This is a genomic window from uncultured Albimonas sp. (assembly GCF_963977235.1).
GTDB lineage: Bacteria > Pseudomonadota > Alphaproteobacteria > Rhodobacterales > Rhodobacteraceae > Albimonas.
In genome coordinates, this window is record NZ_CAXBOD010000010.1 from 1 (window position 1) to 26,268 (window position 26,268).

Genomic DNA, 26,268 nt, shown 5'->3' on the forward strand with positions numbered 1-26,268 from the left:
GGCTTGTCCTTGACCCCTCCGGCCGAGTCGCTCAGGCATCAGAAGCGAGAGACGGATCCGGAGAACAGGCGCGGGTTTGTTCTCTGGTGAGTCGGGAGCGTCCCCGTCCTTCGGGATTCCTCCCCCCGGCCCGCCACAGGCCCCGTGGCAACCCGCGCCAGGCCGACCCCGCGCCGCGAGCCCGACTCCGCCACAGGCCCGCCGCCCGTCGCGGCGCTCCCCCGCCCGCAGACGCGAAACGGCCGCCGTCTCTTGCGGACGGCGGCCGTCGGCCTGCTCGACTGTCCCTCTCCTCGCCCTCAGGCGAAGATGCGCGCGTCCTGGCCCATGGCTATGCCTGGGAACACCTCTCGCTCGAGGCCCGCTCGCTCCATCCCGAACAGGGTCCGCAGGGTCCAGGCCGCGTGGCGGCGCAGGTCGTCGGTGGGCATCAGGTCGCGATCTTCGAACAGGTCCGAGGCGCGCATCCCCGGCCATTCCCCGAACACCTTGGCCTTCGACAACGAGCCGCCGGCGTACATCATCAGCCCGCCGGTGCCATGGTCGGTGCCCTCCGAGCCGTTCTCGCGCGCCGTGCGTCCGAACTCGGTGATGCACATCACCGCCGTTTTCTCCCACACCGGGCCGAGACCCTTCTTCAGCTCCAGGATCGCGTCGGCGAGCTGGTTCATCGGCTTGCGGATCGCGCCCGCCTGCCGGCGGTGGGTGTCCCAGCCGCCCAGCGAGAAGGCCGCGATCCGGCTCTCGCCGCGCAGCATCTCGGCCGACAGCGCCGCGAGGCTCTGCGCGTCGACCTTCTTCGCCGCCGCGCCGTCCATGCCCAGCGCCGTGTCGATCTGGGTCGCCTCCTTCGCCGCCGCGGCGAACAGCGGGTCGCGGGCCGAGATCGTCTCGAACAGTTGCAGCGCCTGGGGGCTGAGCTGGATGTCGGAATCGGGCGACCAGTTCAGCGCCGGGTTCCGCCCGTCGAGCAGCAGCATGTTGTCCCGCCCCACCGCCACCGCGGTGGTCGCCTGCGCGCCCGGCAGCAGCGACAGCGCCCGGTTCAGCCAGCCGTCGCGCGAGGGGGTCATGCCCCCGCTTTCGGCTTCGGTCCCGCTTTCGAGCGCATCCTGACCGTCGAAATGCGAGCGCTTGTCGCGGTAGGGCGTCGAGACGGCGTGCACGAAGCTCAGCTCGCCCGCCTGCCACAGCGGCATGAGCGCGCCCAGCTCCTGGTGCAGGGCGAAGCGGCCGTCGAGGTCGATCCCCTTGCGGTCCGGGGTCGTGGCCAGGTTGGGGCGCATCGCGAGATAGTCGCGGTCGGTGTAGGGTCCGACCGCGGCCAGCCCGTCGAGCGCGCCGCGCAGGACGATCACCACCAGCCGGTTGTCGCCGGGGGCCGAGGCGAAGGTGACCTTCGACATCAGCGGGAAGGCCGCCGCCGAGCAGCCCAGCGTCAGGCCGCCCTTGAGCAGGCCGCGGCGCGAAAGATCCATGGACATCGTCGCCTCCTCAGCGGCGGTTGAAGTCGGGGGACGCGAGCAGAAGCGCAAAGCCCTCGCGCTTCTCGGCGGCCGCGGCGATCGCCCAGGCCGTCTTGGGGTCGAGCGCGTCCCGCAGCGCCACCTCGGCGTATTCGCGCGGATCGACCTTGCGGGCGGCCAGCACCTCGCCCATGCGCGCGGCCCACTCGAGCCGGATGGCGAGCGCGCCGGGGTTGATCCACTCGGCCGCGGCCTCGGGCCAGCCGTCGGGGCCGGGGGCGCGGTTCACCTGCTGGCCCAGATCCTTGAGCGCCTTCAGCGTCAGGCCCTGGAAGGGATCGTTGCGGCGCGAGAGCGTCTCGCCGGTCACGCCCGCGGCGCGCAGGGCCGCGACCACGATCTCCTGGGGCTGGCGCACCTTGCCGCCCAGCGGGCCCCAGGCGGCGGGGTGGCTCAGCAGCGTGCGCGACAGGGCGGGCAGGTCGCCGCCGGTCTGGCGGAAGTTCGCCTCGAGCGCCGAGACCAGCTCGGCGGGCGGCTGGTCGGCCACGAAATGGGCGGCGAGCTTGGTTGCGACGTGGCGCGCGGTTGCGGGGTGGGTCGCGAGAGCTTCCAGCGCGCGCAGCGTCTCGGCCTGGTCGCCGCCGCGATAGGTCTCGCCCAGCAGCTCGAAGCGCCCGGGCTCGGCGAAGTTGTCGCGATAGACGAAGGTCCCGCGGCGCGCGCGCATGGTGAAGCCGGTCAGCAGCATCGCGAGCGAAATCACGTCCTGCTGGCTGTAGGGCGCGGAAACGCCCAGCGTGTGCAGCTCCAGGATCTCGCGGCCGAGGTTCTCGTTCAGCCCCAGCCCGTCGCGCTTGGCCGCGGCGCTCGAGGGTCCGGCCGAGCGGTGCTGATCCAGGAACACCAGCATCGCGGGGTGCATCGTCACGCCCTTGAGCATGTCGGCGAAACTGCCCGCCAGATGCGGGCGGATCGCCTGGTCCTCGAACCCCGCGACGCGCGAGGCATGGGCGGGGAACTTGATCGAGACCGAGAAATGGTTGGCCCAGAACCGCGCCATGCGCTCGGCGAAGGCGTGCTCGGCCTCGATCGAGCGGGCGAGCGAAGCGTTCCAGACGTGGTAGAGGCGCTGGCGGAACTCCTTGCGCTCCTCGTCCACGCTGCCCGCCATGGCCATGTCGTTGGCCTTCTTGCCGCCCTGCTTGCGGTCGGCCTTCTTGGCGTCGCGGAACTCCTTGAGCTCGGTCCACAGGCGGCGGTCCTCCTCCTCGTCCACGATCGGGCGGGCGGAGGCCAGGGCGGTCAGGCCGGCGACCATGGCCTCGGGGTCCCGCTCGACCCTCTGGTCGGGACGGAAGCCGAGGCCGAAGCGCAGGGCGGCGATGGTTTCTTTTTGCAGCGTCATCTCTCGTCGATCTCCGCAGCGGCGGCTCGCGGGGGGAGGGCGTGTCGAAGCGTTCAACGCCCCGCCCCACGGTTTCCGTCGCATCGATTTCGCGATCGGGCGCGGCGGGGCGGACATTCCATGGAGCGGGCCGGCGCTCCATGTCGGGACGGGCCCCGGCGCGAGGCGGCGGCGCGGGGCGTCGGGGCCTGATGGGGGGCAGGGCGCCTTGCGCGGAGGGAAAGATGCTGAGAGCCTGCGGCGCGAATTCGGCGGCGCGCGGGCATCCCGGCGCCAGGGGCGCGGCGTGCGGTCGCCGGCGCCTCGCCGGGCGGGAAGTCGGGTGGGAGGACGAGGGATGGCCGACACGGCCGGGGGCACGATCCTGGTGGCGAACCTGAAGGGGGGCTGCGGCAAGACCGTGATCGCGACGACGCTGGCCGCGGCGCTCGCGCGGACCGGCGCGCGGGTGGCGCTGGCCGACGCGGACCGGCAGAAGTCGGCGCTGCGCTGGACGCGGCGGCGGCCGGTGGACGCGGCCCCGGTCGAGGCGCTGGACTGGTCGAAGTCCAAGGACGTGGGCGAGCGGCCCAAGAAGCTCGACTGGCTGGTGATCGACGCCCCCGGCGCTCTGCGCGGCGGCAAGGCCGAGGAGCTGGTCGCCGAGGCCCGCCTGCTGATCGCGCCGCTGTCGCCCTCGTTCTACGATCTCGACGCCACCCGGCGCTTCCTCAAGGAGATCGAGGAGCTCAAGCGCGTGCGCAAGGGCCGGGTGGAGGTGCGGCTGGTGGGCAACCGGATCCGCCCCCGCACCAGGGCCGCCGCAGGGCTGGACGCGGAGTTCGAGAAGCTGGGCCACACGCCGCTCGCCCGCCTGTCCGAACGCGCGGCCTACGCGGAACTCGCCGAACAGGGCCTGTCGATCTTCGATCGTCCCGCAAAGGCGCTCGAGCCGATGCGCGCGCAGTGGGCGCCGATCCTGGATGCGCTGAAGGAGTGAGCCGAGGGGGCGAGCCCCTCGCGTCGCGGGCCTGACCCGGGGCGTTCTGCGCCCCGCCCGGCCCGGGGGGCGCGCCTCTCAGGCCGGGCGGATCAGGTCGCCCGAGAGATGCGCGGCGCGGCCTGCGCACAGCGTCAGGCAGGCGGCCGGCGCCGCGCCCTCGGGCCAGTCGAGCAGGACGAGATCCGCGCGCAGGCCCGGCGCGATCCGTCCGCGGTCGCTCAGACCCAGGGCCCGGGCGGGGTTGGCCGAGACGCAGGCCCACAGGGTGGCGCGGTCGGCGCGACGCTCGGCGGCCAGGCGCCCGACGGCGGCGGGCAGGGCGGGATAGTGGTAGTCGCTGGCGAGGATGTCGCAGACCCCCGCCTCGACCATGTCCGCGGCGCTGAGCGAGCCGATGTGGCTGCCTCCGCGCAGGGCGTTGGGGGCGCCCAGGACCACGGATTCGCCCTGTGCGCGGGCCTCGCGCGCCACGGCTTGCGACATCGGGAACTCTGCGATGCGCGCGCCGTGGGCGCGGTGGAAGGCCCGCGTCTCGGGCTGGCTGTCGTCGTGGCTGAGCATGGGCGCGCCGGCGGCCCGGCCAAGCGCCGCCACCTGCGCGATGGCGCCGGGGATCTGCGGGCGACGGGCCCAGACCTGCGCCAGACGCTCGACGTATTCCTCCTCGCTCAGGCTCGCGCGGGCGGCGACGGCGCGGACCGACTTGCGCACGCCGGGGTCGTCGAAGGCGGCGGCGACATAGCCGGGGCCATGTTCGAAGGCGCGCTCGGTCACCGGGCCCGAGCGCTCGCGCATCATCATCGAGGTGTGGTCGTTGAAGGCGATGGCGGGCGTGGGGCCGGCCGCCAGCGTCCGCTCGATCAGGGGGATCGCCTCCAGCGCGAAGGTCTCCCAGCGGAGCTGGATGCGGTGGTCGACGCTCAGGCGCGGGGCGGCGGCGGCGAGCGCTTCGAGGAACGCCTCCCCCCGCTCGACCGAGCGCAGCCCCGGCTCCCAGCTCAGCGTCAGGGCGTGGTAGGCGGTGGCGATGCCGAGCCCGGCCAGCTGGCGGTCGACGTCGAGGGCCGCGACCTCGCCGGGCATGAACACGCCGGGGCGGGGCATCACCGCACGCTCGAACGCGTCGCCGTGGATATCGACGATGGCCGGCGCGAGCACCAGGCCGCGGCCGTCGATCCGCAGGGCGCCCGCGGCGGGGGGCGCGCCGATCTCGGCGATCAGGCCGTCCTCGACGCGCACGCTGGTCTCGACCGGGCCCTCGGGCAGCAGGACGGCGGCGCCGGCGATCAGGATCGGGATCATGGCGGGCTCAGGTCAGGATGTGGAAGGTCAGCGCGCCCCACAGCACCAGGAAGAAGTGGGTGAACTGGCTGTCCTTCCAGCCGGCCCAGTAGTGGAACCACTGGCCGCCGACCAGGAACCCGCCCCAGACCATCGTGAACACCAGCGCGCCCGCCGCCGCGAGGCCGCGGGCGAAGATCGGGCCGGCAAGGCCGAGGGCCGCCAGCGCCAGCAGCAGCGCGCCGAGGCCCAGCAGGACGGTCGCCAGCAGCTCGACCCCCACGATGGCGGCGTAGGCGAGCGCGTGGGCGCGCGGGCTCTCGATCCGGTTGCCCTTCACCTTCTCGTAGATCTCGGGGCGTTCCTCGCGCACGCGGTCCATGCGCATGACCATGGTCACCAGATCGCCGTTGACCGGCGGGAAGCGGATGTTCTCGATGACCCCGACGCCGATCCAGGCGGCGGGGATCGCGGTCAGCAGGGCCTGGCCCAGCAAGGTCAACGTTTCCACCCCAATGTCCCCTCTGCACGTCGCGCGGACCGGCCCTGGCCCGGCGGGCGGAGGTATCCGCCGGGCCGGGCGTCGGGGTCAAGCGCGGGCGGGCGATCGGGGGCGTCCGGGCGGGTCGGCGCCTGCGCTCTGGGCAGGGCGCCCAACAGGCGGGCAGGGGCGGCGCGCGCTCATCTTCGCTTCAGCATGATCGTCGCGGCGGGCCCCGGCGCGGGGCTTGCGCGGCGAACCTGAACGGGCCATCGTCCGGAAGAACCTTCCCTTTCCGCCCGTGCGCCCGCGCGGGCGAGCCAATGCTCGGACCTGCCGGATGCTCGACGCCTCACGCCCCGCGACCGCGCCTGCCGCCCGGGCGGGCGGCGTGGCGCGACAGCCGCGGGCGGAGGGCGAGGGGCGGGTCTCCTCCAAGCTTCGGGGCGGGCGCTCGCGGCTCGACGATCTCTACCAGCGGGGCTCGGCCAAGTGCCTGCTGCCGACGGTCTACGAGGGCGCGGCGCTCGAGGCGGTGCTGCTCAACACCGCCGGCGGGCTGACCGGGGGCGACCGCTTCGACTGGGCGGCGGAGGCGGGCGAGGGCTCGCACCTTGTCGTGGCGACGCAGACGGCCGAACGGATCTATCGCGCCCAGGCCGACGAGACCGCGCAGGTCCGCGCCCGCCTGCGCGCCGGCCCCGGCGCCCGGCTGGAGTGGCTGCCCCAGGAGACGATCCTGTTCGACGGCGGCGCGCTGGACCGGCGGCTCGAGATCGATCTGGCGCCGGACGCGGAGTTTCTGGGCGTCGAGCCGCTGATCCTTGGCCGCGCCGCGATGGGCGAGACCGTGCGCGACGCGCGCTTCCGCGACGCCTGGCGCCTGCGCATCGACGGACGGCTGGTCTGGGCCGACGGGCTGCGGCTGGAGGGCGACGCCTCGGCCATCGCCGCGCAGGCCGCGAGCTTTGGCGGGCGCCTGTGCGCCGCCACGGCGGTGCGCGCGGGGCCGGGGGCGGAGGCGGCCTGCGTCTCGGCCCGGAACTTGCTTGGGGAATTCCCTGCGGCCGGCGCGCCGGCGCTGGGCGCCGCAAGCCGGGTGAACGGGATCACGGTGGTCCGGATCCTGGCGCGCGACGGACGGGCGCTGAGGGCGATGCTGATGCCGCTGCTGGAACTCTGGCGCGGCGGCGCGCTGCCGCGGCCGTGGACGATGTAGGCGGCCCGCCGGCGGCGGCGGGACGGGAAGACAGAACGAGGGGACGATCCGCATGAACCTGACGCCCAGGGAGAAGGACAAGCTCCTGGTCTCGATGGCCGCGATGGTGGCGCGCGGACGCCTGGCGCGCGGCGTGAAGCTCAACCATCCCGAGGCGATCGCCCTGATCACCGACTTCGTGGTCGAGGGCGCGCGCGACGGGCGCTCGGTCGCCGACCTGATGGCCGCCGGCGCCACGGTGGTCGCCGCCCACCAGTGCATGGAGGGCATCCCCGAGATGATCCACGAGGTGCAGGTCGAGGCGACGTTCCCCGACGGCACCAAGCTGGTGACAGTCCACGATCCCATTCGCTGACCCGAACCCGCGACCCCGGACCCGCCCTCCGGCCCGGGCAAGGCCCGCGGGGCGCGACGCAATCAAGACCGACACGGAGACCCTGAGCATGACCCGAACCCTCGCCGCCCTGATCGCCCTGGCGCCGATTGCCGCCCTGTCCCCCGCCGCCGCGCTGGCGCATGCGGGCCCCGAGGGCCACCTGCACCCCCACGGCGTCGAGGCGCTGGTGTTCGCGGCGCTTGCGGTCGCGGCCGTGTGGACCGCGCGGAGGGCGCTGCGGTGATCCCGGGCGAGCTCTTCCCCGCGGCCGGGGACATCGAGCTCAACGCCGGGCGCGAGACGGTCGTGCTGGCCGTCTCCAACACCGGCGACCGGCCTGTGCAGGTGGGCTCGCACTATCATTTCGCCGAGACCAACCCGGCGCTGGACTTCGACCGCGCCGCCGCGAAGGGCATGCGCCTGGACATCGCCGCCGGCACCGCCGTGCGGTTCGAGCCGGGGCAGTCGCGCGACGTGACGCTGGTGCCCTACGCCGGCAAGCGCGAGGTCTGGGGGTTCAACCAGAAGGTGATGGGGCCGCTGTGAGCCGGGTCTGCGTGGTCCAGTCCCACCACGGCTATCCGGTCGACGCGGACCGCCTGTGGGCGGTCGCCGCCGACTGGGACGCGCTGGCCGAGGCCAACCGGGGCATGGTCGCGCAATACGGCCTGCCGGGCGGGCGCTTCCGCTCGGGCCAGAAGCTGGCGATCGAGGTCTCGGGCTTCGGCGTGATGCCGCGCCAGCCCTACGAGATCGAGATCCTCGAGTGCGACGACGCGGCCCGCGTGATGGTCAGCCGCGAGCGCGGCGCCGGCATTCGCGCCTGGAACCATCGCATGTGGGTCGAGACGTGCCCGCAGGGCGAGGGCTCTCGTCTCCACGACCGCATCGAGATCGACGCCGGCCCGATGACGCCGGCCTTCGCGCTCTGGGCGCGGGTGCTCTATCGCCGCCGCCACCCGCGCCGGATGCGCATGCTTGGCGTGGCGGGCCGGGCATGACCCCGGCGATCGCGGTCGTGCTGATGCTGGTCGTCGGCTGGGTTCTGCCGCTGGGCGGGCGCAAGCTGCTGGGCGGGCGCAGGGGCGTGTGGATCGGGGGCGTCCTGGCGCTGATCGCGACCGTGGGCGTCGCCTGGGTGGTGGGCGAGGGCGTCGCGGCCCTGCGCGAGGGCGACCCGCGCGCGGAATTCGACAAGGCGTTCAACGCCTGGAAGCTGATGATCCTCTACATCCCCGCGGTCTGCCTGCACCTTGCCCGCCAGGTTCCGCGCGCCGGAGACGCCGAGCGATGACCCTCGCTCCGCATACGCGCGCCCCACATACGCGCGCCCCACATACGCGCGAGGCGCGGGGGCAGGGCCGCCGGGGCGCGGGCGCGCCCCGGCCGGCGGGCTCATTCGGGCAGCGGCAGCGGGGGCAGGGTGCGCAGGTAGGCCACGATCGCCTGCGCGTCCTCGTCGGTCATGTTGGCGTAGTAGGCGTAGCCCATCGGCGGCAGCATCGGCTTGCCGTCGCGGATCCCCATGCGGATCATCGTGATCAGCTCCTCGTCGCTGCGCCCGGCCAGACCGTCCGCATGCGGCGTCAGGTTCGAGGAGACCGAGGTTCCCCAGGGCCCGTGGAACTCATTCCCGCCCGAGCCGAGATGGGTCGAGATCATCGGCCCGGCCGGGCCGAGCCGGGTGTGGCACTCCATGCAATGGGCGACGGGGCCGGCGAGGTATTCGCCGTAGTCGGCGGTCGGCCCGCGCTCGGGCGCGGTCACGCTCTCGACCGGGGGGCCGTAGCTGGGGGGCAGCGGCAGGTTGTAGACGGACTCGGGCGTCTCGTTCTTCACCGGCGCGACGCTGCGCAGGAAGGCGACGATCGCCTCGAGATCCGCGTCGCCCAGATCCCGGTAGAACAGGAACGGCATCGGCGGCCCGATCACCGAGCCGTCGGGGCGGATCCCCTCGCGTATGGCGCGCTTGAGCTCGGCGTCCGACCAGGCGCCGACGCCGGTCTCGGGGTCGGGGGTGATGTTGGGGGCCCAGGCCTCGAACGCCTCGTTCTTCTCGACCAGGCGGCCGCCCAGCTCCCTGGTCATGTCCGGGCCCTGCGGTCCGAAGGGCGTGTGGCAGTTGCCGCAGGCGGCGACCACGCGCACCAGGTATTCGCCGCGCTCGAGCTGGGTTTCGGCCTGCGCCGCTCCGCCAATGGCCGCCGCGCCGGCGAGGAGCAGCGCCACGCGCGCCGTTGCCTTGCGAAGATCCAAGATGACGTCCTCTCTGCCTCTGCGACAGGCCCTGCGCCCGTCGGCGAGGCGAAGGTAACGCCGGCCAATTGTTCCGGTCCAGCGCGAACGCGCGCCGGCGGGCCGCGACCTGAACTTTCCCGGGTCCGCGCCCGGATCCCTCTTTGCAGACCGGAGGCCTGACCATGCCCGCCCGCATCTCCCGCGCCGCCTACGCCGGCATGTTCGGCCCCACCACCGGCGACCGGCTGCGCCTGGCCGACACCGAGCTGGTGATCGAGGTCGAGCGCGACCTGACCACCTATGGCGAGGAGGTGAAGTTCGGCGGCGGCAAGGTGATCCGCGACGGCATGGGCCAGAGCCAGGTCACCCGGGCGCAGGGCGCGGTCGACACGGTCATCACCAACGCGCTGATCGTGGACCACACCGGCATCTACAAGGCCGACGTGGGTCTGCGCGACGGGCGCATCTGCGCCATCGGCAAGGCCGGCAACCCCGACGTGCAGCCGGGCGTGGACATCATTGTCGGCCCCGGCACCGACGTGATCGCGGCCGAGGGCCGGATCCTGACCGCCGGCGGCTTCGACAGCCACATCCATTTCATCTGCCCCCAGCAGGTCGAGGACGCGCTGCACTCGGGCGTCACCACGCTGCTCGGCGGGGGCGCCGGCCCCTCGCACGGGACGCTGGCGACCACCTGCACGCCGGGGCCCTGGCATATCGGACGGATGCTGCAGGCGCTCGACGGGCTGCCGATCAATTTTGGATTGTCGGGGAAGGGGAATGCGTCCCGGCCGGCGGCGCTGGAAGAGATGGTCAAGGCCGGCGCCTGCGCGCTGAAGCTGCATGAGGACTGGGGGACGACGCCGGGCGCCATCGACTGCTGCCTGTCGGTCGCCGACGACATGGACGTGCAGGTGATGATCCACACCGACACGCTCAACGAAAGCGGCTTTGTGGAGAACACGCTCGCCGCCATCAAGGGCCGCACCATCCACGCCTTCCACACCGAGGGCGCCGGCGGGGGCCACGCCCCCGACATCATCAAGGTCTGCGGGGAGGCGCATGTGATCCCCTCCTCGACCAACCCCACGCGGCCGTTCACGAAGAACACCCTCGACGAGCATCTCGACATGCTGATGGTGTGCCACCACCTCGACAGCGACATCCCCGAGGACGTGGCCTTCGCCGAAAGCCGGATCCGGCGCGAGACCATCGCGGCCGAGGACATCCTGCACGACCTCGGCGCGTTCTCGATCATCGCCTCGGACAGCCAGGCGATGGGCCGGGTCGGCGAGGTGATCATCCGCACCTGGCAGACCGCCCACAAGATGAAGGTCCAGCGCGGGCGACTGGCCGACGAGACCGGCGCCAACGACAACCTTCGCGTGAAGCGCTACATCGCCAAGTACACGATCAACCCCGCGATCGCCCACGGCATCAGCCGCGAGATCGGCTCGATTGAGGTCGGCAAGCGCGCCGACCTGGTGCTGTGGTCGCCCGCCTTCTTCGGCGTGAAGCCCGACACGGTGCTGGTGGGCGGGACCATCGCCATGGCGCAGATGGGCGATCCCAACGCCTCGATCCCCACGCCGCAGCCGGTCTATTCGCGGCCGATGTTCGGGGCGTTCGGGCGCGCGCAGGAGATGGGTTCGGTCACCTTCGTCTCCCAGGCCGCGCTGGCCGAGGGGATCGGCGACAGCCTCGGCCTGCGCAAGGGGCTGGTGGCGGTCGAGAACACGCGCAACATCGGCAAGGCCGACATGGCGCTGAACGCCCATTGCCCGCAGATCGAGGTCCACCCCGAGACCTACGAAGTCCGCGCCGACGGCGAGCTGCTGACCTGCGAGCCGGCCAGCGAGCTGCCGATGGCGCAGCGCTACTTCATGTTCTGAGGTCGGCGGGCAGGCGCGCGCGCAGCCTGGCGCAGAGCTTGCGCCAGCCCGCCCGCGACTCGGTCGAGGACGAGGCCAGCAGGCCGGTGCGCAGGGTGTTCTCGACCAGGTTCACGAAGTCGGCCGGGGCCGCCATGCGGCGATCCTCGTCGTCGTAGGCGGAATGGAAGCGCACCTGCTCGATCTCGCCGAGGTCGCAGTCGTAGATATAGGTCAGAGTCATCGCCCGGACCCCGACGCGCCGCGGCGTGGGCGGGGAGTCGTCGAGATCGGGGATCGTCTCGAGCCGGGCGTCGATGTCGCCCACCAGACGCGTCGCGACCAGCACCCGCCCCGCGCTCTCGTCGAGGTAGGCGTCGTCGAGGGCCACCAGCACGTCGAGGCCGCGCAGGGCGCCGACGTTGGTCCAGGTCTCGACGCCCGACCCGCCGATGACCGGCAGGGTCGTCGCGATCACCGCGGCCGTTGCAGCGCGCAAGAGGATCGTCATGTCAGCCTGTCCTCGGAGCCAGTCGGTGTCGGTTGCAGTCGTTGGGCGCAGTCGTCAATCGTCGTTTTCTCAAGCCCCCCGAGGGAGGCTCCGGTTCCTGCGCGCGGCGCGCAGCGGCCGGTTTCGGCACGGGACGCGATCCGGGCCGGCAGGCCGATGCGGCCAGCCGGTCCAACCCGACGCCCGGGCGTCGTCGTGCACGGCAGGAGTAATTCCGCGATACGCCACAATGCTGGGGTCCGCAACCATTTCGCCAAGGTCTTGCCTTTTGTTGGCCTCGCTCCGTTTCTGCACGATATTCGGAGCGGCCCCGTCGCGGCCGCGCGACCGTTTCCAAAAGATATCATAAGGAACATCAAGGAGTTCCCGCGCGGCAGAGGCGGCGGGCGATGGCCCGCGGAGGTCGTCTGGAGCGCGCTCAATGTCACAATGCGGCCCGATTTGAGCCATTTTCAGGCCCCGACGGGGGTCGGCGGGCACCAGACATTCCGCTGGATGGGTTCGGACGCCGGTGCGCGACGTCCTGCCGGGGTTGCGCCGGGGGCGGGGATCGGGCCGGATGGCCCAGTCGACACGGGAAGGACCCCATGACCCAGCCCTCCGCTCCCCCGCCCCGGGCGCTGACGCTCGAACCGCTAGCCGGGCCCGCGGCCGACAGCCTGTCGCTGCCCTATGAGGGGCGCTGGCGCCGCCGGGGCCTGCTGACCACGGATGGCGGCGAGGAGATCCTGCTCGACCTCGCCGAGGCGACGGAGCTGGCCGAGGGCCTTGCCCTGACGCTGGGCGACGGCCGCCGTGTGGCCCTGCGCGCCGCGCCCGAGCCCCTGGCCGAGGCGCGGGCGAGGGACGCCCGCGGGCTCGCCCGGCTCGCCTGGCACATCGGCAACCGGCACACCCCCTGCGAGGTGCAGGAGGGCCGCCTGCTGATCCGCCGCGACCACGTGCTCGAACACATGCTCGAGCATCTGGGCGCCGCGGTCGCGCATGTGGAGGAGCCCTTCCGCCCCGAGGGCGGCGCCTACGGTCACGGCCGCACCCATGGCCACGCCCACGGCCACGACCCCCACCACGACCCGGACGCGCACTTGAGGGACCCCGCATGAGATTGTTCGAGCCGGGCGCGAAACACCGCTCCGAGGGCACGCGCCGCCTCTTCGCCGCTTACGAGATCCTCTATACCTGCGTCGATTTCGGCGCGGCGCTGGCGTTCGTCATCGGCTCGGTGATGTTCTTCTCCGAGGCGTGGCTGACCGCCGGCACCTGGCTGTTCCTGATCGGCTCGATCCTGTTTGCCGTGAAGCCCACGATCCGCCTGGTGCGCGAAGTCCACCTCTACCGCGAGGGACGCGCAGAGGATGTCGCCGCCCGACTGCGGGGCGAGACCAGCCCCGGCCGACCGCGAGGCGAGGAAAGCGCCCCCCCGCGGGACGGGGACAGCGCGCCCCTCCGGGGCGGGGACAGCCGCGCCCTGCGGGGCGAGACATGAGCCTCGATGCGCGCGGCGCCCTGCTGCTGGCGAGCTGGCTGTCGCCCGCCTATCCCGTCGGCGCCTTCGCCTATTCCCACGGGCTCGAGCAGGCGGCCGAGGCCGGCCTCCTGCCCGACGCCCCCGCCCTGAAGGCGTGGCTGACGGCGATCCTGCGCCAGGGCGCCGGCCGCTCGGACGCGGTGCTGCTGGCCGCGGCCTGGCGCGACCCCGACGACCCCGCCCCGGCCGAGCTCGCCGCGGCCCTCCAGCCCTCGGCCGAGCGGGCGCTCGAGGCGACGGCCCAGGGCGCGGCCTTCGCCATGACCACGAAGGCGGTGCGCGGACATTCGGGCGAGGCCGCGGCCCTGCCGGTGGCGCTCGGCCGCGCGGCCCGGCGCGAGGGCCTGCCGCTCGAAGAGACCGCCGCGGCCTTCCTGCACGCCTTCGTCTCGAACCTGGTCTCGGCCGCGATCCGGCTGTCGGTGCTGGGCCAGACCGAGGGCCAGGCGGTGATCGCGGCGCTGGCTCCGATCTGCGAGGCGGTCGCGGTCGAGGCGCTGGCCGCCGACCCCGACGACCTCGGCGGCGCCTGTCTCGCCGTCGACCTGTCCTGCATGTTCCACGAAACCCAGACGACGAGGCTGTTCCGCTCGTGACCCTCCAGACATCTCCCCATGGCCCGCTTCGCGTGGGCATCGGCGGCCCGGTGGGGGCGGGCAAGACCTCGCTGACCGCGGCGCTGTGCCGGGCGCTGGCCCACCGGCTGTCGATGGCGGTGATCACCAACGACATCTACACGCGCGAGGACGCCGACGCGCTGACCCGGATGCAGGTGCTGAGCGCGGACCGCATCCGCGGGGTCGAGACCGGCGGCTGCCCGCACACCGCGATCCGCGAGGACGCCTCTATCAACCTCGCCGCGGTGGCCGACCTGCGGGGGGCCTTCCCCGACCTCGACCTGGTGGTGATCGAGAGCGGGGGCGACAACCTGGCGGCCACCTTCAGCCCGGAGCTCGCCGACCTGACGATCTACGTGATCGACACCTGCGCGGGCGAGGAGATCCCGCGCAAGGGGGGGCCGGCCATCACCCGTTCTGACCTGCTGGTGATCAACAAGGTCGAGCTCGCGCCCTACGTGGGCGTGAACCTCGAGGTGATGCGCGCGGACGCCGAGCGGATGCGCCGCGGCCTGCCTTTCGTGATGGCCAATGTCGGCAAGGGCGACGGGGTGGACGAGATCGTGGCGTTCCTCACGCGCCAGGGCGGGCTGAGCCTCGCCGCGGCCTGAGGGGCCGGCTCAGTCCATCGACCGCCCCCAGGCGTGGCCGAACTGGATGTAGACGGTCGAGCCTTCCTCGCCGAACGCGAGATCGAGGCCCATGTCGAGCCCCAGCTTGCGCGCGATGCGGTAGCGCAGGCCCACGCCCCCCGCCGGCACGGTGGCCTCCGAGCCCGAGAGGATCGAGCCCGATCGCTGCGCATGACCGACGCCCGCAAAGCCCAGCACCGCCCAGCGATCGGACACCTGGCGGCGCAGCTCGACCTCGAGCGAGGCCACACGGTCGCCGGTGTAGCGGCCATAGGAGACGCCGCGCAGGTCCACCCCCGGCTCCATGAAGAAGGGCGCGTCGCCGAAGGTCGCGGCAAGCGAGATCAGCGCGCCGGCCGTCCACTCGCCCCGGCTTTCGAACCCCGCCGCGGTCATCGTCAGGGAGGAGAAGTCGCGGTCCGAGCCCAGCGCGGCGCTGTAGGTCAGCGCCTCGGCGATGGCGTTGACGCCCGAGGTGGGGGTCAGCGGGTTGTCGCGGTCGTCGTAGTGCAGCGACCCGCCGAGCGCGAGCAGGTCGGTGGTCCGCCCCAGCAGCGGATCGCGCCGCGGGAACAGGCCCGAAAGATCCGCGGCCACGTCGTTGGAGCGCCAGCTGACCGAGGGCCCCACCGAGACCGCCCCGCCGCCCAGCCGGTAATGCGCCCGACCGCCCACGTAGGTGATGGTGTTGTCATAGGCCAGCGAGTAGTCCCGCCCCCCCGGATAGAGGTTCAGGATCGCCAGCCCGTGCGCCGCCGCGGCGCTGTAGAGCAGGTCGCCCCCCAGGAAGCTGCCCGAGTGCAGCGCCCCGTAGCCGTTCGAGCCGTTGCCGGTGACCGCGGCGCCCAGGATGGTCCGCTCCGGCGGGCGGTCTGCCCCGCGCATCTGCACGAAATAGCCCACCAGCCCGAGGCCGCCGTCCACCGCCGGCTCGGTGATGAGCACCGGGGCGGGCACGAATCCTCCTCGCGCCAGCAGGCCCGAAAGATCCGGCGCCCCGTCCTGCGGATCGAAGAACAGGTCGCGCCAGCCGCGCTCGGTGGCGTCGGTCTCGGCGCCGGTCTCTGGCGCGGCCTGCTGGGCCTGCTGGGCCTGCTGGGCCTGCGCGGACAGGGCGGGGACTGCGGCGGCAAGCGCGAGGATCGCGAGGCGTCGGCGAAGGCGCATGGGGGCGGGGATCTCCACCGGGAGCCAGGGATCCGGGCAGAGTACGGGCGGCGGCGGATTCGCGCCACCCGCGCGCCACCCGTGGCCACCCGCGCGGCAGTCGCGCGGGCGGCCGCGCCGGGGAGGCGGAAACGCGAAAGGGCGGCCTCGAAAGGCCGCCCATTTCAGGTCTGACGTGTCAGGTCAGGCGGGGGGCCGGCTCACAGCCGGTCCGCCACCACCTCCTCGCCGCGGAGCAGTTCCTTGACGCGAACGTCGCCGGCGGCGAACGCCTCGCGCAGGACCTCGACGGCCTTCCACGGCTGCGCGTCGCCGCACATGAACACGTCGAAGGCGCCGTAGCCGATCTCCGGCCAGGTGTGGACCGAGATGTGGCTCTCGGCCAGCACCGCGACCCCGCTCACGCCCTGGGGCGAGAACTTGTGGGTGTGGATGTGCAGCAGCGTCGCGCCGCAGGTGTCTACGCAGTCGCGGAACGCCTGTTCGATGCGCGCCTGATCGTCCAGACCCTCGCCGTCGACCACCTCGATGATCAGGTGAGTGCCTGCGAAGATCTTGCCGTCGCGGCGAATGAAGTGATCGTCCCGCGACTCGTCGAAGATGTCCCGAACGGGGACTTCGGCGTAAATGTCGGCCTTACGGCCGCTCGTGTGAGCTTCCTCATGGGTGGCGCCTGTCTCCAGGTCGATCCCCAGTCGGAAGAGGCTGCCGTCGTGCATGACGTAGTCTCCCCTACCAGCAGGTCTAACCCAGCGGCCCCTTAGCGCCCCCCCTGTGACTCGGCCGCGGTCTGTAACCGGCGGCGGCCCTGGTCGAGGTTGGGATCGGCGACCCTGTGGAGGGGGGACATACTGATTCAGGCCCCCCCGATCAAGGATCGATTTACGAATTCCGACATCGCAGGGCGCTTCCAGACCGGACGCCCTTCTCATTGGCGCCGCTGCGCAATTTCCAGACAGCCCGAGAGGTTTGCGCGCAAGCTTCGGTCGCGGCCTTCGCAGGCGCCGCATTCGCCGCAGGGCGCGAACCCAGGGCGGCGGCGGCGCTCGGCCCTCGTCCGGGGCGTGCCGGAGCGCGAGTCAGCTCTCGTCGCGGGCGGCGGCCAGGGCCCGGCGTTCGCGCGCGACGGCGCGCTCGCGGTAGGCGATGTAGAGGGTCGAGGCGATGATCACCCCGCCCCCCACCAGGGTGGGCGTGTCGGGAACCTCGTCGAAGATCGCCCAGGCGGCCGCCGCGATCAGCACCAGGCGTCCGTAGGTGATCACCCCCATCACCGAGGCGTCGCCGTGCCGGTAGGCCTGCAGGTCGCCCACGTTGCGCGCGGCCGAGGTGGCGACCAGCAGGGCAAGAAGGCTCCATCCGCCGGCGCCGGTGGGCAGTTCCCACACCGGCAGGGCGATGGGCAGGGCGATCAGCAGCATCAGACCGTTGGCCGACACGAAGGCTGCCGACGGCCCGTCCGCCGCCGCGATCCCGCGCGAGAGCGCCAGGGCCAGCGCGAAGAGGACCGCGGCCAGCAGCGCCGAGAGCATCGCCCAGTCCAGCCCCGCAGGCGTGGGGCGCAGGATGATCAGCGCCCCCGCGAAGCCCGCCGCCACCGCCGCCCAGCGGCGCGGGCCGACCCGTTCGCCATTCAGGGGCACGGCCAGCAGGGTGGCGAAGATCGGGGCGGTGAACGACAGGACCGTGGCGGTCGAGAGGTTGAGGTTGGAGATCGCGTAGAACCCGAACTGGGTCGAGACCGCGATCAGCCCGCCGCGCACCAGGTGCAGCCTGGGGTTCGAGAACCGCAGGCTGCGCCGGAACCGGGGCGAGAGCAGCATCGCGCCCACGCAGGCCATGATCCCCAGCGAGCGCAGCAGCACCGTCATGCGGCTGTCGAGCCCCTCGGCCATGCCGCGCACGGCCAGCACCATCGCCGAGGCGGTGACCACCGACATCAGCATCCAGGCGCCGCCCAGCGCGTTGTCGGGCCGCGGCGGGGCGGCGGTCTCGGCCGGGGAGGCTTCGCCGACAGGGGGCGCCGGGGCGATTTCGCGGGGGTCGAAGGGAGCCTGGGGCAAGAGGCGGGGGATCCGGACTGACGTGGGGGCTGCGGAGGCGCTGCGAAGAGTGGCGTCGGCGGGGAACGGGGCGCTTTGGAGAGGTCGCGGACGATGCGCCCGTATCGCGAACCTGCCGGTCGACAGGATGCGGTTCAAGCCGGCGCGAGGTCGCGGCCGCGCGCCTTTTTCCCGCCTAGGTCCTCGGGCATCGTCGCCGCATGACGACGACGCGTTCCATTTTCGCCGCGGGCCCCGCCCGCGCCCTTTCTGCTGCGGGCCGCACGCGCCCCCGGTCCGGCGCGGGCCTCGCCCGTGCGGATCGCGTGGCGGACCCCTCCGGCGGTCCCCGGACGCCGTGGCCTCTGCGGGCGGCGGCGCTGGCGCTTGTCTGCGGGCTGGGGGCCCCGACGGCGGGGCTGGCGAACCCGTTCCTCGACAAGTGTCTGAAGGCCGAGGCCACCTCGTCCGAACTGGCCGGCGCCTGCCAGACGGCGCTCAACCAGGGCGGCGTGAGCGGGCGAACGGCGGCGGCGGCCTGGACGAACTACGGCGTGGCGCTCTCGGAGATGGGCCGCGACGGCGACGCCATCGGCGCCTATGACCGCGCCCAGCAGGAAGATTCCGCGCTGCCGGCGATCTACGTGAACCGGGCGCTCGCCTACTCGCGCCGTGGGCGCACGGCCGAGGCGCTGGCCGACTGGGGCCGGGCGATCCAGCTCGAGCCGAGCTCGGCCGAGCCGCTGGTCGGGCGGGCCACGCTGCAGCTGCAGCGGGGCGACGCCTCGGGGGCCCTGAGCGATCTCGACCGCGCGGTGCAGCTCGCCCCCTCGAACCCGGACGCGCATTACAACCGCGGCGTGGCGCTGGCGGCCCTGGGGCGGCTGTCGGAGGCCGCCTCGGCCTTCGGGCGGGTGCTGCATTTCGATCCCTCCGACGCCGCCGCCCACCTGCAGCGCGGCGTGGCGCTGGCCAAGGCGGGGGACACGGCGGGGGGGATCGCCGATCTCGACGCCGCGGTGCGCCTGTCGCCGAGCTGGGCCGCCGCCTGGGCGACCCGCGGCCAGCTGCGCGAGCGCGCGGGCCAGGGCGAGCAGGCCGCCCAGGACTACCGCCGCGCCTTCGAGCTCGGCTACCAGGCCCCCTGGCTGAACCAGAAGATCGAGGCGCTGGGGGGCTGAGCCCTCGGCCGCCGCTCGCCTCCCTGTCCCTGTCGACCGTCGCTGGATCGCCCCGCCGAGACTCTCCCGGCGGGCGGGCCGGGCGCGGCAGGCATGGTCGCGCAGCAAGGACGCAGGGCGAGGAGGGCGCAGGGCGCCCGCGCGCCGCGCCATTGACCGCGCCCCCGTCGGCGCCGCAGGCTCCGCCCTCCGGCCCGCATGCGCCTCCGCGGCGCGCTCCGCCTGTCCTCCGGCGGGCCGCAGGAGATCCGCCCATGAACGACATGTCGGCCTCGCCCGCACCCCTCGGCCGTCATCACGACCGCATCGCCGCCCTCCACGCCGAGGCCACCGCCTGGCGCCGCGACCTCCACGCGAATCCCGAGATCGGCTTTGAGGAGCATCGCACCTCGGCCCTGATCCAGGAGAAGCTGAAAGCGTTCGGCGTCGACGAGATCCTGACCGGCCTCGGCCGCACCGGGGTGGTGGGCATCGTGCACGGCCGCGCGAAGGGCAAGATGATCGGCCTGCGCACCGACATCGACGCCCTGCCGATGCAGGAGCGCACGGGCCTGCCCCACGCCTCGGTCAACGCCGGCAAGATGCACGCCTGCGGGCATGACGGGCACACGGCGATGCTGCTCGCGACGGCCAAGATCCTGGCCGAGACGCGGGACTTCGCAGGCTCGGTCGCGCTGATCTTCCAGCCGGCGGAGGAAGGCGGCGGCGGCGGACGCGAGATGGTCGAGGACGGCATGTTCGACCGCGCCCCCTGCGAGACGGTCTGGGGCCTGCACAACATGCCCGACCAGCCGCTGGGCACCTTCACCGCGCTGCCGGGCCCGACCATGGCCGGCATCGACTATTTCGACATCGCCTTCGAGGGGCAGGGCACCCATGCGGGCGTGCCCCATGCGGGCGTCGACACCGTGCTGACGGCGGCCCATTTCGTGACCACCGTGCAGTCGATCCCGGCCCGCAATCTCTCGCCGTTCGAGGCGGTGACGGTGGGCATCTCGATGATCAAGGGCTCGGACGCCTATGTGGTGATGGGGGACCGGGCGGTGGTCGGCGGCTCGGTCCGCTTCTTCTCGGAGGAGGCGCGCGAGAAGACCGAGGCGCGGCTGCGCCGTCTGGCGGGCTCGGTCGCGCAGGGCTTCGACTGCGAGGCGGTGGTGGACTACCGCCGCAACTACCCCCCCTGCATCAACCCCGCGCCCGAGGCCGAGATCGCGGCCCAGGTCGCCGAGACGGTCGTCGGCGAGGCCGCCGTCTCCCGCTCCGCCGAACCGTGCATGGCCGGCGAGGACTTCGCCTTCATGCTCAACGCCCGGCCGGGGCATTACATCTGGATGGGCACGGCGGCCGAGGACCACGTCTCGGGCCGGCTGCACTATCCCGACTACGACTTCAACGACGCCTCGATCCCGCTGGGCGTGGCCTACTGGCTGGCGCTGGTCGACCGGCTGCTGCCGGCGGAGGCGGCCGCATGATCGACTTCTACACCTGGACGACGCCCAACGGGCGCAAGGTCTCGATCCTGCTCGAGGAGCTGGAGGTCGCCTACGAGACCCACGCCGTGAACATCGGCAAGGACGAGCAGTTCGCGCCCGAGTTCCTCTCGGTCGCGCCCAACAACAAGATCCCCGCCATCGTCGACCGCCAGACCGGCCAGACGCTGATGGAGAGCGGGGCGATCCTGCTCTACCTCGCCAAGAAGCACGGGAAGTTCCTCACCGAGGGCGGCGAGGAATGGCGCGTGGTCGAGTGGCTGATGTGGCAGATGGCGGGCTTCGGCCCGGTGCTGGGCCAGGTGCACCACTTCCATTTCTACAACCCCGGCAAGTCCGACTATGCCGAGGCCCGCTTCGGCGCCGAGGCGCGCCGGCTTTATGGCGTGCTGGATGCGCGGCTGCGGGGGCGGGACTACGTGGCCGGGCAGGGGCCGGGCGCCTACTCGATCGCCGACATGGCGATCTGGCCCTGGGCCGCGCGGTTCGAACGCCAGGGCGTGGACCTGACCGAGTTCCCCGGCGTGCTCGCCTGGTACAAGCGCATCGCCGAACGTCCGGCGGTGATCCGGGGCTATGACGTTCCCGCCACGGGCGAGGCGATCCCGATGCCCTGAGGGGCGTTGTTCAGTCCGGGGCGGGCGAGGCGCGCCGCCCCGGCGTCTCGACGATGCGGACGTCGCGCTGGGGGAACGGGATCTCGATCCCGTTGGCCTGGAAGGCGTCCCACAGCGCCAGGAACACCGCGCCGCGCACGTTGGTCAGGCCCTTGGCCGGGTCGTGGATCCAGAAGCGCAGCACGAAATCGACCGAGCTGTCGCCGAAGGCCGTCACATGGCAGACCGGCGTGGGATCGTGGGAGACCCGCTCGACCGCCTCGGCCGCCTCGACCGCGATGCGCCGAACCGCGTGGGGATCGCTCGCGTAGGCGACCCCGAACGTCACGTCGAGGCGCACCAGCTCCGAGGAATAGGACCAGTTCACCACCTGCCCGGTGATCAGATCCTCGTTGGGGATCAGGTATTCGCGCCCGTCGCGGGTGACGACCGAGACGTAGCGGGCGTTGAGCCCCGAGATCCAGCCGAAGGTCTCGCCCAGCGAGATCACGTCGCCGGGCTTGATCGACTTGTCCACCAGCAGGATCACGCCCGAGACGAGGTTCGAGACCACCTTCTGCAGGCCGAACCCGATCCCCAGCCCGATCGCGCCCGAGAACACCGCCAGCGAGGTCAGGTCGAACCCCGCCACGTTCAGCGCCGCGGCGGCGGCGGCGAGGAAGATGGCGAAGCCCGCGACCTTCTCGGTCAGCACCCGCATCGAGGGCGAGATCTCCTCGACCCCCGCCAGCCTGCGCCGCAGCACCGCGAGCGCCCAGCGCGCCAGCCAGATCAGGCCGATCAGCGCCAGCAAGCCCCGCGCCGCGGTCAGGGCCGAGACCCGCCGCTCGGCCACCGTGAAGGCGATCCCGTCCAGCGTCTCGAGCAGCGCGCCCGCCTGTCCCAGCACCAGGGCGGTGGCGAAGATCAGCCCGCCCCATCGCGCCGCGCGGCGCAGCAGCGGGTTGCGGATCAGCCGCACGACGATGCCCACCGCGGCCCAGACGGCCGCGAGCTGGGCCGCCAGCCCCACGATATGCGAGCGCGAGGGCCAGGTGACCTCGGCCATCCCCACCGCCGCGGCCCAGGCGAGCGCGGCGAAGGCGATCAGCCCCAGCCGGTCGCGCACCAGCACCAGCGCCCGCGCCGCCGGCGGCGTCAGCGAGCGCGCCCGCATCCAGGCGTCCATCCGCGGATGCGCCCACCGCCCGATCCCCCAGGCCGCCAGCGCCAGCAGCGCGATCAGGGCCAGCTGGACCAGCCGCCACGGCTGGACCATCGCCACGATCTCGTTGCGCAACCAGGGCAGCAGCAGCTGCGCCCGCGTGAGAAGCTCCTCAAGGTCGGTCATTGCGGCCAGTCTCGCCGAGCCCGGCGAAAGAGGAAAGAGCGGCCGATCCGCGGCGCCTCGACCAAAGGCCCGCGGGCGGGGGGCGTGGCCTGCAACCCACCGCGATCCGGGGGACGGCGCCTTGCCGCGACATGCGCTCGGCGCGACAGCCCGCGAAGGGCGCCGCGATCTCCCGCGGCGCCCCGGCGTATGGGAACCCTCGGGGTCACCCCATCGGGTCGATGGGGGCGATGGGGCCGATGCCGCGCTCGATCACCGCGCCGGCGTTCAGCAGGGCGCGGTCGCCGTAGCGGGCCGCGATCAGCTGCACGCCCATCGGCTGGCCCGGAACCGTGTCCACCGGGATCGAGAAGCCCGGAAGGCCGATCGTGGGGGTGCCGGTCAGCGGCGCCATCGCCGCGAAGAAGGCGTCCGCGTCGAGGTCGTCGCGCTGGTCGTAATCCTCCTCGAAGGGCTTGGACCAGCAGGTGGCGGTCAGGATCAGCGGGTACTGGGCCAGGAACGCCTGCCACTCGCGCAGGATCGTCGAGCGTTTCGCGATCAGCTTCAGCATCCCCGCGCGGTCCGTGACGTCGGGGACGCCGCGCAGCGTGACCTCGAGCGCCTTCTTCATCTTGGCGTCGCCGATCTCCTCCATCAGGCCCGCGAGGCCCGCGCGCATCTCGTTGCCCAACACCAGCCGCCAGTACTCCACCGCCTCCTGGAACGAGGGGGTGGGGACCTCGACCACCTCATAGCCCGCGTCCGAAAGGATCGCGCCGGCCTTGCGGATGGCGGCCGAAACGGCCGGGTCGGTGGGGAAATCGGGGCTCTCGGCGGCCAGCGCCACCTTGCAGGGCGCATGCTCGAGCGGCGCGAACATCCCCATGGCGGGCGTCTGCCAGATGTCGCGCGGATCGGGCCGGGACAGCGCCAGCATCGCCAGGCGCACGTCCTCGACCGAGCGCGCGAGCGGCCCCTGGACCGAGCTCATCTGGCTGACGATCATCCGCTCGGCCAGCTGCGAGGGGCTGTAGGCGCCCGCGATCCCCGCGGTCGGCCGCAGCCCGTAGATCCCGCAGTGATAGGCCGGCCCGCGGACCGAGCCGCCGATGTCGTTGCCGTGCCCCATCGCCCCGATCCCCGCGGCGGTGGCCGAGCCCGCGCCCCCCGAGGACCCGCCCGGCGTGATCGCGGAATCGTGGGGGTTCACGGTCATCCCGTGCAGGTCGTTCGAGGTGAAGGCCCGCATCGAGAAGCAGGGCGTGTTGGTGCGCCCCACGATCACCCCGCCCGCGGCCTTGATCGCGCGCACGACCGAGCCGTCCTCGGGCGCGATCAGGTCCTTGAAGGCGACCACGCCGTTGGTGGTGGGCCGGCCCTCGTAGTCGACGTTGATCTTCACCGTCACCGGCACGCCGTGCAGGGGGCCTGCGGGGCCGTGGGCGCGCAGCGCGGCGTCGGCGGCCTTCGCAGCCTCGAGCGCCTGTTCGGGCAGGGGATCGACGACGGCGTTCAGGGCGGGGTTGACCGCCTCCATCCGCGCGAGCGCGCTTTGCGTCGCCTCGAGGGAGGTGATCTTGCCCGCGGCGATGGCCGAGGCCAGTTCGCTGGCCGTCCAGGACCAGAGCTCGGAAGTCATGGGGCGCACTCCTTGATGCAGGCCTGCGGGAGGGGAGGGCGGCGCGCGGTCCGGATCTCCTTGCGCAGGCCGCGACGTCGGGGGACGCGGGCTGCGAGGGGGCGGACCTCCGCGCCGGGCGCCGGTCCCGGCGGGCGAAAGGGGGCGCGCCGACCGGACCGGTCGGCGCTGGGGAGAGCCTAGCCGCTCCGGCCCCGGGCGCGAGCGCCAAGGGGGCGGAGCGACCGCAAGACGCATACGTGCGTATCGGTGGGCGATGGCGAGGCCCGCCAGCCGCCCTGGCCAGGAGGGGAGACCCGAGCGCTCTGGCCCGATCATGCGCTCCCCGAGCGTGTCCCGGCGCCTCGCCTCGCCCGCCGTCCGAGCGGGGGTGAGGCCTGCGGGCGGGCGGGGCTGTCGCGTCCTTCCCGGCGCGGCGGGGAGGGCAGCGGGCTCGCCGCCCCTCACCTTTGCGTGCGGGCCCTCGCCTCGGTCCGCGGGCCGCGTCAGGATCGCGCCAAACCAACGGAGCCAGGGCCATGACCGTGCAGCCGACCGACGCGCTCGCCGCCGCCGAGACGACCACCTCCGCCGACGCCATCGCGCGGCGCCTGCATGGGGCGGGCGTGCGCCACGCCTTCGGGGTTCCCGGCGGCGAGGTGCTGGCCCTGATCGCGGCGCTCGAGCGCAACGGCATCGCCTTCCGCCTCGCCCGCCACGAGAACGCCGCCGGCTTCATGGCCGAGGCCGCCTGGCACGCCACCGGCGCCCCCGCCGTGCTGATCGCCACCGTTGGCCCGGGCATCGCCAACGCCGTCAACGTGGTGGCCAACGCCCAGCAGGACCGCGTGCCGCTGATCGTGATCTCGGGCCGGGTGCCCGAGGCGCAGGCGCTGACCTATTCGCACCAGGTGATGGACCACCAGGCGGTGCTGCGCCCGCTGGTCAAGGCGAGCTTCGAGGCCCGCGCCGGCGCCTGCGCCCCGATGATCGACAAGGCCGTGCGGCTGGCGCTGGATCCGCGGCCGGGGCCGGTCCACATCGACCTGCCGATCCCCGTCGCCGCGGCGCCCGAGCCCGGCGCGACCGGCGCCCCCCTGCGCCCCGGCCTCGCGCCCTCGGCCCCCGCGCCCGGCCCCGAGCTCGACCGGGCGCGAAAGATGTTCGCGGACGCCGAGCGGCCGGTGATCCTCGCCGGCCTCGATCTGCTGACCGAGCCGGAGGGGGTGGCGGCCCTTCGCCGGCTCTCGGCCGCGCACGGCATCCCGGTGGCGACCACCTACAAGGCCAAGGGCGCGCTGCCCGAGGACGATCCGCTGAGTCTGGGCGGCCACGGCCTGTCGCCAAAGTCCGACGCCGTGATCCTGCCTCTGCTGCGCGCGGCCGATCTGGTGATCTGCGCGGGTTACGACCCGATCGAGATGCGGGCGGGCTGGCGCGACCCCTGGGACCCGGCCCGCGCGATCGAGATCGCCGCCGCCCCCGACCGCCAGTATCTCAACCACGCCGCGATCTCATGGACCTGCGGGATCGCGGCGGGGCTCGAGGCGCTGGCAGAGGGCCTCGCGCCGGCCGCCGCCTGGCCCGACGGCGAGCCCGCCCGCGCCCGCGCCGCGCTGCAGGACGCCTTCGCCCCCGGCGAGGCCTGGGGCCCGGCGCAGGTGATGCACGTCCTCAACCGCGCGAAGCCCGCCGGCGCCGTGACCACGGTCGACAGCGGCGCGCATCGCATCCTGCTCAGCCAGGTGTGGAGCTGCGACGCGCCGGGCGCGCTGCTGCAATCCTCGGGCCTGTGCACGATGGGCTGCGCGCTGCCGCTCGCCACGGGGACGAAGCTGGCGCGGCCGGACGCGCCGGTGATCTGCGTGATCGGCGACGGCTGCCTCGACATGACGCTGGGAGAGCTCGCAACCCTGCGCGACCTCGGGCTGCCGGTGGTGGTTGTGGTGCTGGTCGACGGCTCGCTGGAGCTGATCGCGCTCAAGCAGAGATCCGAGGGCCTGGGCCCCGCCGGCGTCGCCTTCGGGACCACCGACTACGCCGCGGTCGCCCGCGCCCTGGGCGGCCGCGGCGCCACCGTGCGCGACGCCCAGGCCCTGCGCGCGGCCTTCGCCGAGGCGCTCGCCGCCCCCGTCTTCACCGTCATCGCGGCCGAGATCCCGCCCGGCGGCTACGACGGGCGGATCTGAACGGGGGGCAGGGGCGCGCGGGGGTACACGGCGGCGGCCCTC

27 protein-coding genes are annotated in these 26,268 nt (G+C 73.2%); 16 read left to right on the top strand and 11 right to left on the bottom strand.

Translation table 11 applies throughout. From position 1 onward, the window contains the following. Positions 1-299: 299 nt before the first annotated feature. A complete protein-coding gene (locus tag AAC134_RS07805; protein WP_339948511.1) occupies positions 300-1,484 on the bottom strand; it encodes a DUF1501 domain-containing protein in 1,185 nt (394 codons plus the stop codon). 10 nt (positions 1,485-1,494) lie between these two features. After that, on the bottom strand, positions 1,495-2,874 hold the full coding sequence (locus AAC134_RS07810) for a DUF1800 domain-containing protein (protein ID WP_339948512.1): 1,380 nt from the start codon (positions 2,872-2,874) through the stop codon (positions 1,495-1,497). A 337-nt stretch (positions 2,875-3,211) separates the two neighbouring features. Between AAC134_RS07810 and AAC134_RS07815 the strand changes: the two genes are divergently transcribed. Then, positions 3,212-3,853 carry a ParA family protein gene (locus tag AAC134_RS07815; RefSeq protein ID WP_339948513.1) on the top strand — a complete coding sequence of 214 codons (642 nt, stop codon included), beginning with the start codon at positions 3,212-3,214 and terminating at the stop codon, positions 3,851-3,853. Between the two features lie 78 nt (positions 3,854-3,931). On the opposite strand, the gene AAC134_RS07820 is transcribed toward AAC134_RS07815, so the two are convergent. Together AAC134_RS07820 and AAC134_RS07825 are read right to left on the bottom strand one after the other, a co-directional pair. Further along, positions 3,932-5,158 (bottom strand): alpha-D-ribose 1-methylphosphonate 5-triphosphate diphosphatase, encoded by a 1,227-nt coding sequence (locus tag AAC134_RS07820; protein WP_339948514.1) that lies wholly within the window; start codon positions 5,156-5,158, stop codon positions 3,932-3,934. 7 nt (positions 5,159-5,165) lie between these two features. After that, on the bottom strand, positions 5,166-5,648 hold the full coding sequence (locus AAC134_RS07825; protein ID WP_339948515.1) for a DUF2165 family protein: 483 nt from the start codon (positions 5,646-5,648) through the stop codon (positions 5,166-5,168). A 310-nt stretch (positions 5,649-5,958) separates the two neighbouring features. Here AAC134_RS07825 and AAC134_RS07830 point away from each other — a divergent pair, with 310 nt between their 5' ends. The 6 genes from AAC134_RS07830 to AAC134_RS07855 all read left to right on the top strand — a co-directional run bounded on the left by AAC134_RS07830 (position 5,959) and on the right by AAC134_RS07855 (position 8,507). Beyond that, positions 5,959-6,837 carry an urease accessory protein UreD gene (locus AAC134_RS07830; RefSeq protein ID WP_339948516.1) on the top strand — a complete coding sequence of 293 codons (879 nt, stop codon included), beginning with the start codon at positions 5,959-5,961 and terminating at the stop codon, positions 6,835-6,837. 52 nt (positions 6,838-6,889) lie between these two features. After that, the gene (locus AAC134_RS07835; protein WP_339948517.1) at positions 6,890-7,192 is read left to right on the top strand and encodes an urease subunit gamma; all 303 of its coding nucleotides are present in this window, start codon (positions 6,890-6,892) and stop codon (positions 7,190-7,192) included. 88 nt (positions 7,193-7,280) lie between these two features. Further along, entirely contained in the window at positions 7,281-7,457 is a 177-nt protein-coding gene (locus tag AAC134_RS07840; protein WP_339948518.1) for a hypothetical protein, read from the top strand. Beyond that, entirely contained in the window at positions 7,454-7,759 is a 306-nt protein-coding gene (locus AAC134_RS07845; RefSeq protein ID WP_339948519.1) for an urease subunit beta, read from the top strand. The genes AAC134_RS07840 and AAC134_RS07845 overlap by 4 nt, the downstream gene beginning before the upstream one ends. Further along, positions 7,756-8,214 (top strand): hypothetical protein, encoded by a 459-nt coding sequence (locus AAC134_RS07850; RefSeq protein WP_339948520.1) that lies wholly within the window; start codon positions 7,756-7,758, stop codon positions 8,212-8,214. The genes AAC134_RS07845 and AAC134_RS07850 overlap by 4 nt, the downstream gene beginning before the upstream one ends. Beyond that, positions 8,211-8,507, top strand: coding sequence for a hypothetical protein (locus tag AAC134_RS07855; RefSeq protein ID WP_339948521.1), 297 nt, complete (start codon positions 8,211-8,213; stop codon positions 8,505-8,507). The genes AAC134_RS07850 and AAC134_RS07855 overlap by 4 nt, the downstream gene beginning before the upstream one ends. Before the next feature lie 101 nt (positions 8,508-8,608). Here AAC134_RS07855 and AAC134_RS07860 read toward each other — a convergent pair whose 3' ends face one another. Then, positions 8,609-9,469 (bottom strand): cytochrome c, encoded by an 861-nt coding sequence (locus AAC134_RS07860; RefSeq protein ID WP_339948522.1) that lies wholly within the window; start codon positions 9,467-9,469, stop codon positions 8,609-8,611. A gap of 164 nt (positions 9,470-9,633) precedes the next feature. Between AAC134_RS07860 and ureC the strand changes: the two genes are divergently transcribed. Continuing rightward, complete coding sequence (gene ureC / locus AAC134_RS07865) at positions 9,634-11,343, top strand: urease subunit alpha (protein ID WP_339948523.1); 1,710 nt, start codon at positions 9,634-9,636, stop codon at positions 11,341-11,343. Here ureC and AAC134_RS07870 read toward each other — a convergent pair. After that, complete coding sequence (locus tag AAC134_RS07870; RefSeq protein ID WP_339948524.1) at positions 11,333-11,833, bottom strand: hypothetical protein; 501 nt, start codon at positions 11,831-11,833, stop codon at positions 11,333-11,335. The two genes, ureC and AAC134_RS07870, sit on opposite strands and share 11 nt — an antisense overlap. Before the next feature lie 587 nt (positions 11,834-12,420). Here AAC134_RS07870 and AAC134_RS07875 point away from each other — a divergent pair. From AAC134_RS07875 to ureG, 4 genes are read left to right on the top strand one after another with little or no spacing between them, the layout of a single operon-like run. Further along, positions 12,421-12,936 (top strand): urease accessory protein UreE, encoded by a 516-nt coding sequence (locus AAC134_RS07875; RefSeq protein WP_339948525.1) that lies wholly within the window; start codon positions 12,421-12,423, stop codon positions 12,934-12,936. Further along, positions 12,933-13,319: a YrhK family protein gene (locus tag AAC134_RS07880; RefSeq protein WP_339948526.1), complete on the top strand. Its 387-nt coding sequence runs from the start codon at positions 12,933-12,935 to the stop codon at positions 13,317-13,319. Before AAC134_RS07875 ends, AAC134_RS07880 begins: the two co-directional genes overlap by 4 nt. Next, on the top strand, positions 13,316-13,957 hold the full coding sequence (locus tag AAC134_RS07885) for an urease accessory UreF family protein (protein WP_339948527.1): 642 nt from the start codon (positions 13,316-13,318) through the stop codon (positions 13,955-13,957). Before AAC134_RS07880 ends, AAC134_RS07885 begins: the two co-directional genes overlap by 4 nt. Then, the gene (ureG, locus tag AAC134_RS07890; RefSeq protein ID WP_339948528.1) at positions 13,954-14,589 is read left to right on the top strand and encodes an urease accessory protein UreG; all 636 of its coding nucleotides are present in this window, start codon (positions 13,954-13,956) and stop codon (positions 14,587-14,589) included. Before AAC134_RS07885 ends, ureG begins: the two co-directional genes overlap by 4 nt. Positions 14,590-14,598: 9 nt before the next feature. On the opposite strand, the gene AAC134_RS07895 is transcribed toward ureG, so the two are convergent. The 3 genes from AAC134_RS07895 to AAC134_RS07905 all read right to left on the bottom strand — a co-directional run bounded on the left by AAC134_RS07895 (position 14,599) and on the right by AAC134_RS07905 (position 17,840). After that, positions 14,599-15,777 (bottom strand): hypothetical protein, encoded by a 1,179-nt coding sequence (locus tag AAC134_RS07895; protein ID WP_339948529.1) that lies wholly within the window; start codon positions 15,775-15,777, stop codon positions 14,599-14,601. Between the two features lie 200 nt (positions 15,778-15,977). Continuing rightward, the gene (gene speD / locus AAC134_RS07900) at positions 15,978-16,496 is read right to left on the bottom strand and encodes an adenosylmethionine decarboxylase (RefSeq protein ID WP_339948530.1); all 519 of its coding nucleotides are present in this window, start codon (positions 16,494-16,496) and stop codon (positions 15,978-15,980) included. Positions 16,497-16,856: 360 nt separating this feature from the next. Beyond that, positions 16,857-17,840, bottom strand: a complete 984-nt coding sequence (locus AAC134_RS07905) for a DMT family transporter (RefSeq protein WP_339948531.1) — start codon at positions 17,838-17,840, stop codon at positions 16,857-16,859. Between the two features lie 305 nt (positions 17,841-18,145). Here AAC134_RS07905 and AAC134_RS07910 point away from each other — a divergent pair, with 305 nt between their 5' ends. From AAC134_RS07910 to AAC134_RS07920, 3 genes are all read left to right on the top strand, one after another. After that, positions 18,146-19,000: a tetratricopeptide repeat protein gene (locus AAC134_RS07910; RefSeq protein ID WP_339948532.1), complete on the top strand. Its 855-nt coding sequence runs from the start codon at positions 18,146-18,148 to the stop codon at positions 18,998-19,000. Between the two features lie 254 nt (positions 19,001-19,254). Beyond that, complete coding sequence (locus tag AAC134_RS07915; RefSeq protein WP_339948533.1) at positions 19,255-20,472, top strand: amidohydrolase; 1,218 nt, start codon at positions 19,255-19,257, stop codon at positions 20,470-20,472. After that, positions 20,469-21,107, top strand: a complete 639-nt coding sequence (locus AAC134_RS07920; protein ID WP_339948534.1) for a glutathione S-transferase N-terminal domain-containing protein — start codon at positions 20,469-20,471, stop codon at positions 21,105-21,107. The genes AAC134_RS07915 and AAC134_RS07920 overlap by 4 nt, the downstream gene beginning before the upstream one ends. Before the next feature lie 10 nt (positions 21,108-21,117). Here the strand turns inward: AAC134_RS07920 and AAC134_RS07925 are convergent, their stop codons facing one another. Together AAC134_RS07925 and AAC134_RS07930 are read right to left on the bottom strand one after the other, a co-directional pair. After that, a complete protein-coding gene (locus AAC134_RS07925) occupies positions 21,118-22,437 on the bottom strand; it encodes a mechanosensitive ion channel domain-containing protein (protein ID WP_339948535.1) in 1,320 nt (439 codons plus the stop codon). A gap of 205 nt (positions 22,438-22,642) precedes the next feature. Then, positions 22,643-24,058, bottom strand: a complete 1,416-nt coding sequence (locus tag AAC134_RS07930) for an amidase (RefSeq protein ID WP_339948536.1) — start codon at positions 24,056-24,058, stop codon at positions 22,643-22,645. Positions 24,059-24,576: 518 nt separating this feature from the next. Between AAC134_RS07930 and AAC134_RS07935 the strand changes: the two genes are divergently transcribed. Further along, the gene (locus AAC134_RS07935; RefSeq protein ID WP_339948537.1) at positions 24,577-26,226 is read left to right on the top strand and encodes a thiamine pyrophosphate-binding protein; all 1,650 of its coding nucleotides are present in this window, start codon (positions 24,577-24,579) and stop codon (positions 26,224-26,226) included. The last annotated feature ends 42 nt before the right edge of the window (positions 26,227-26,268 follow it).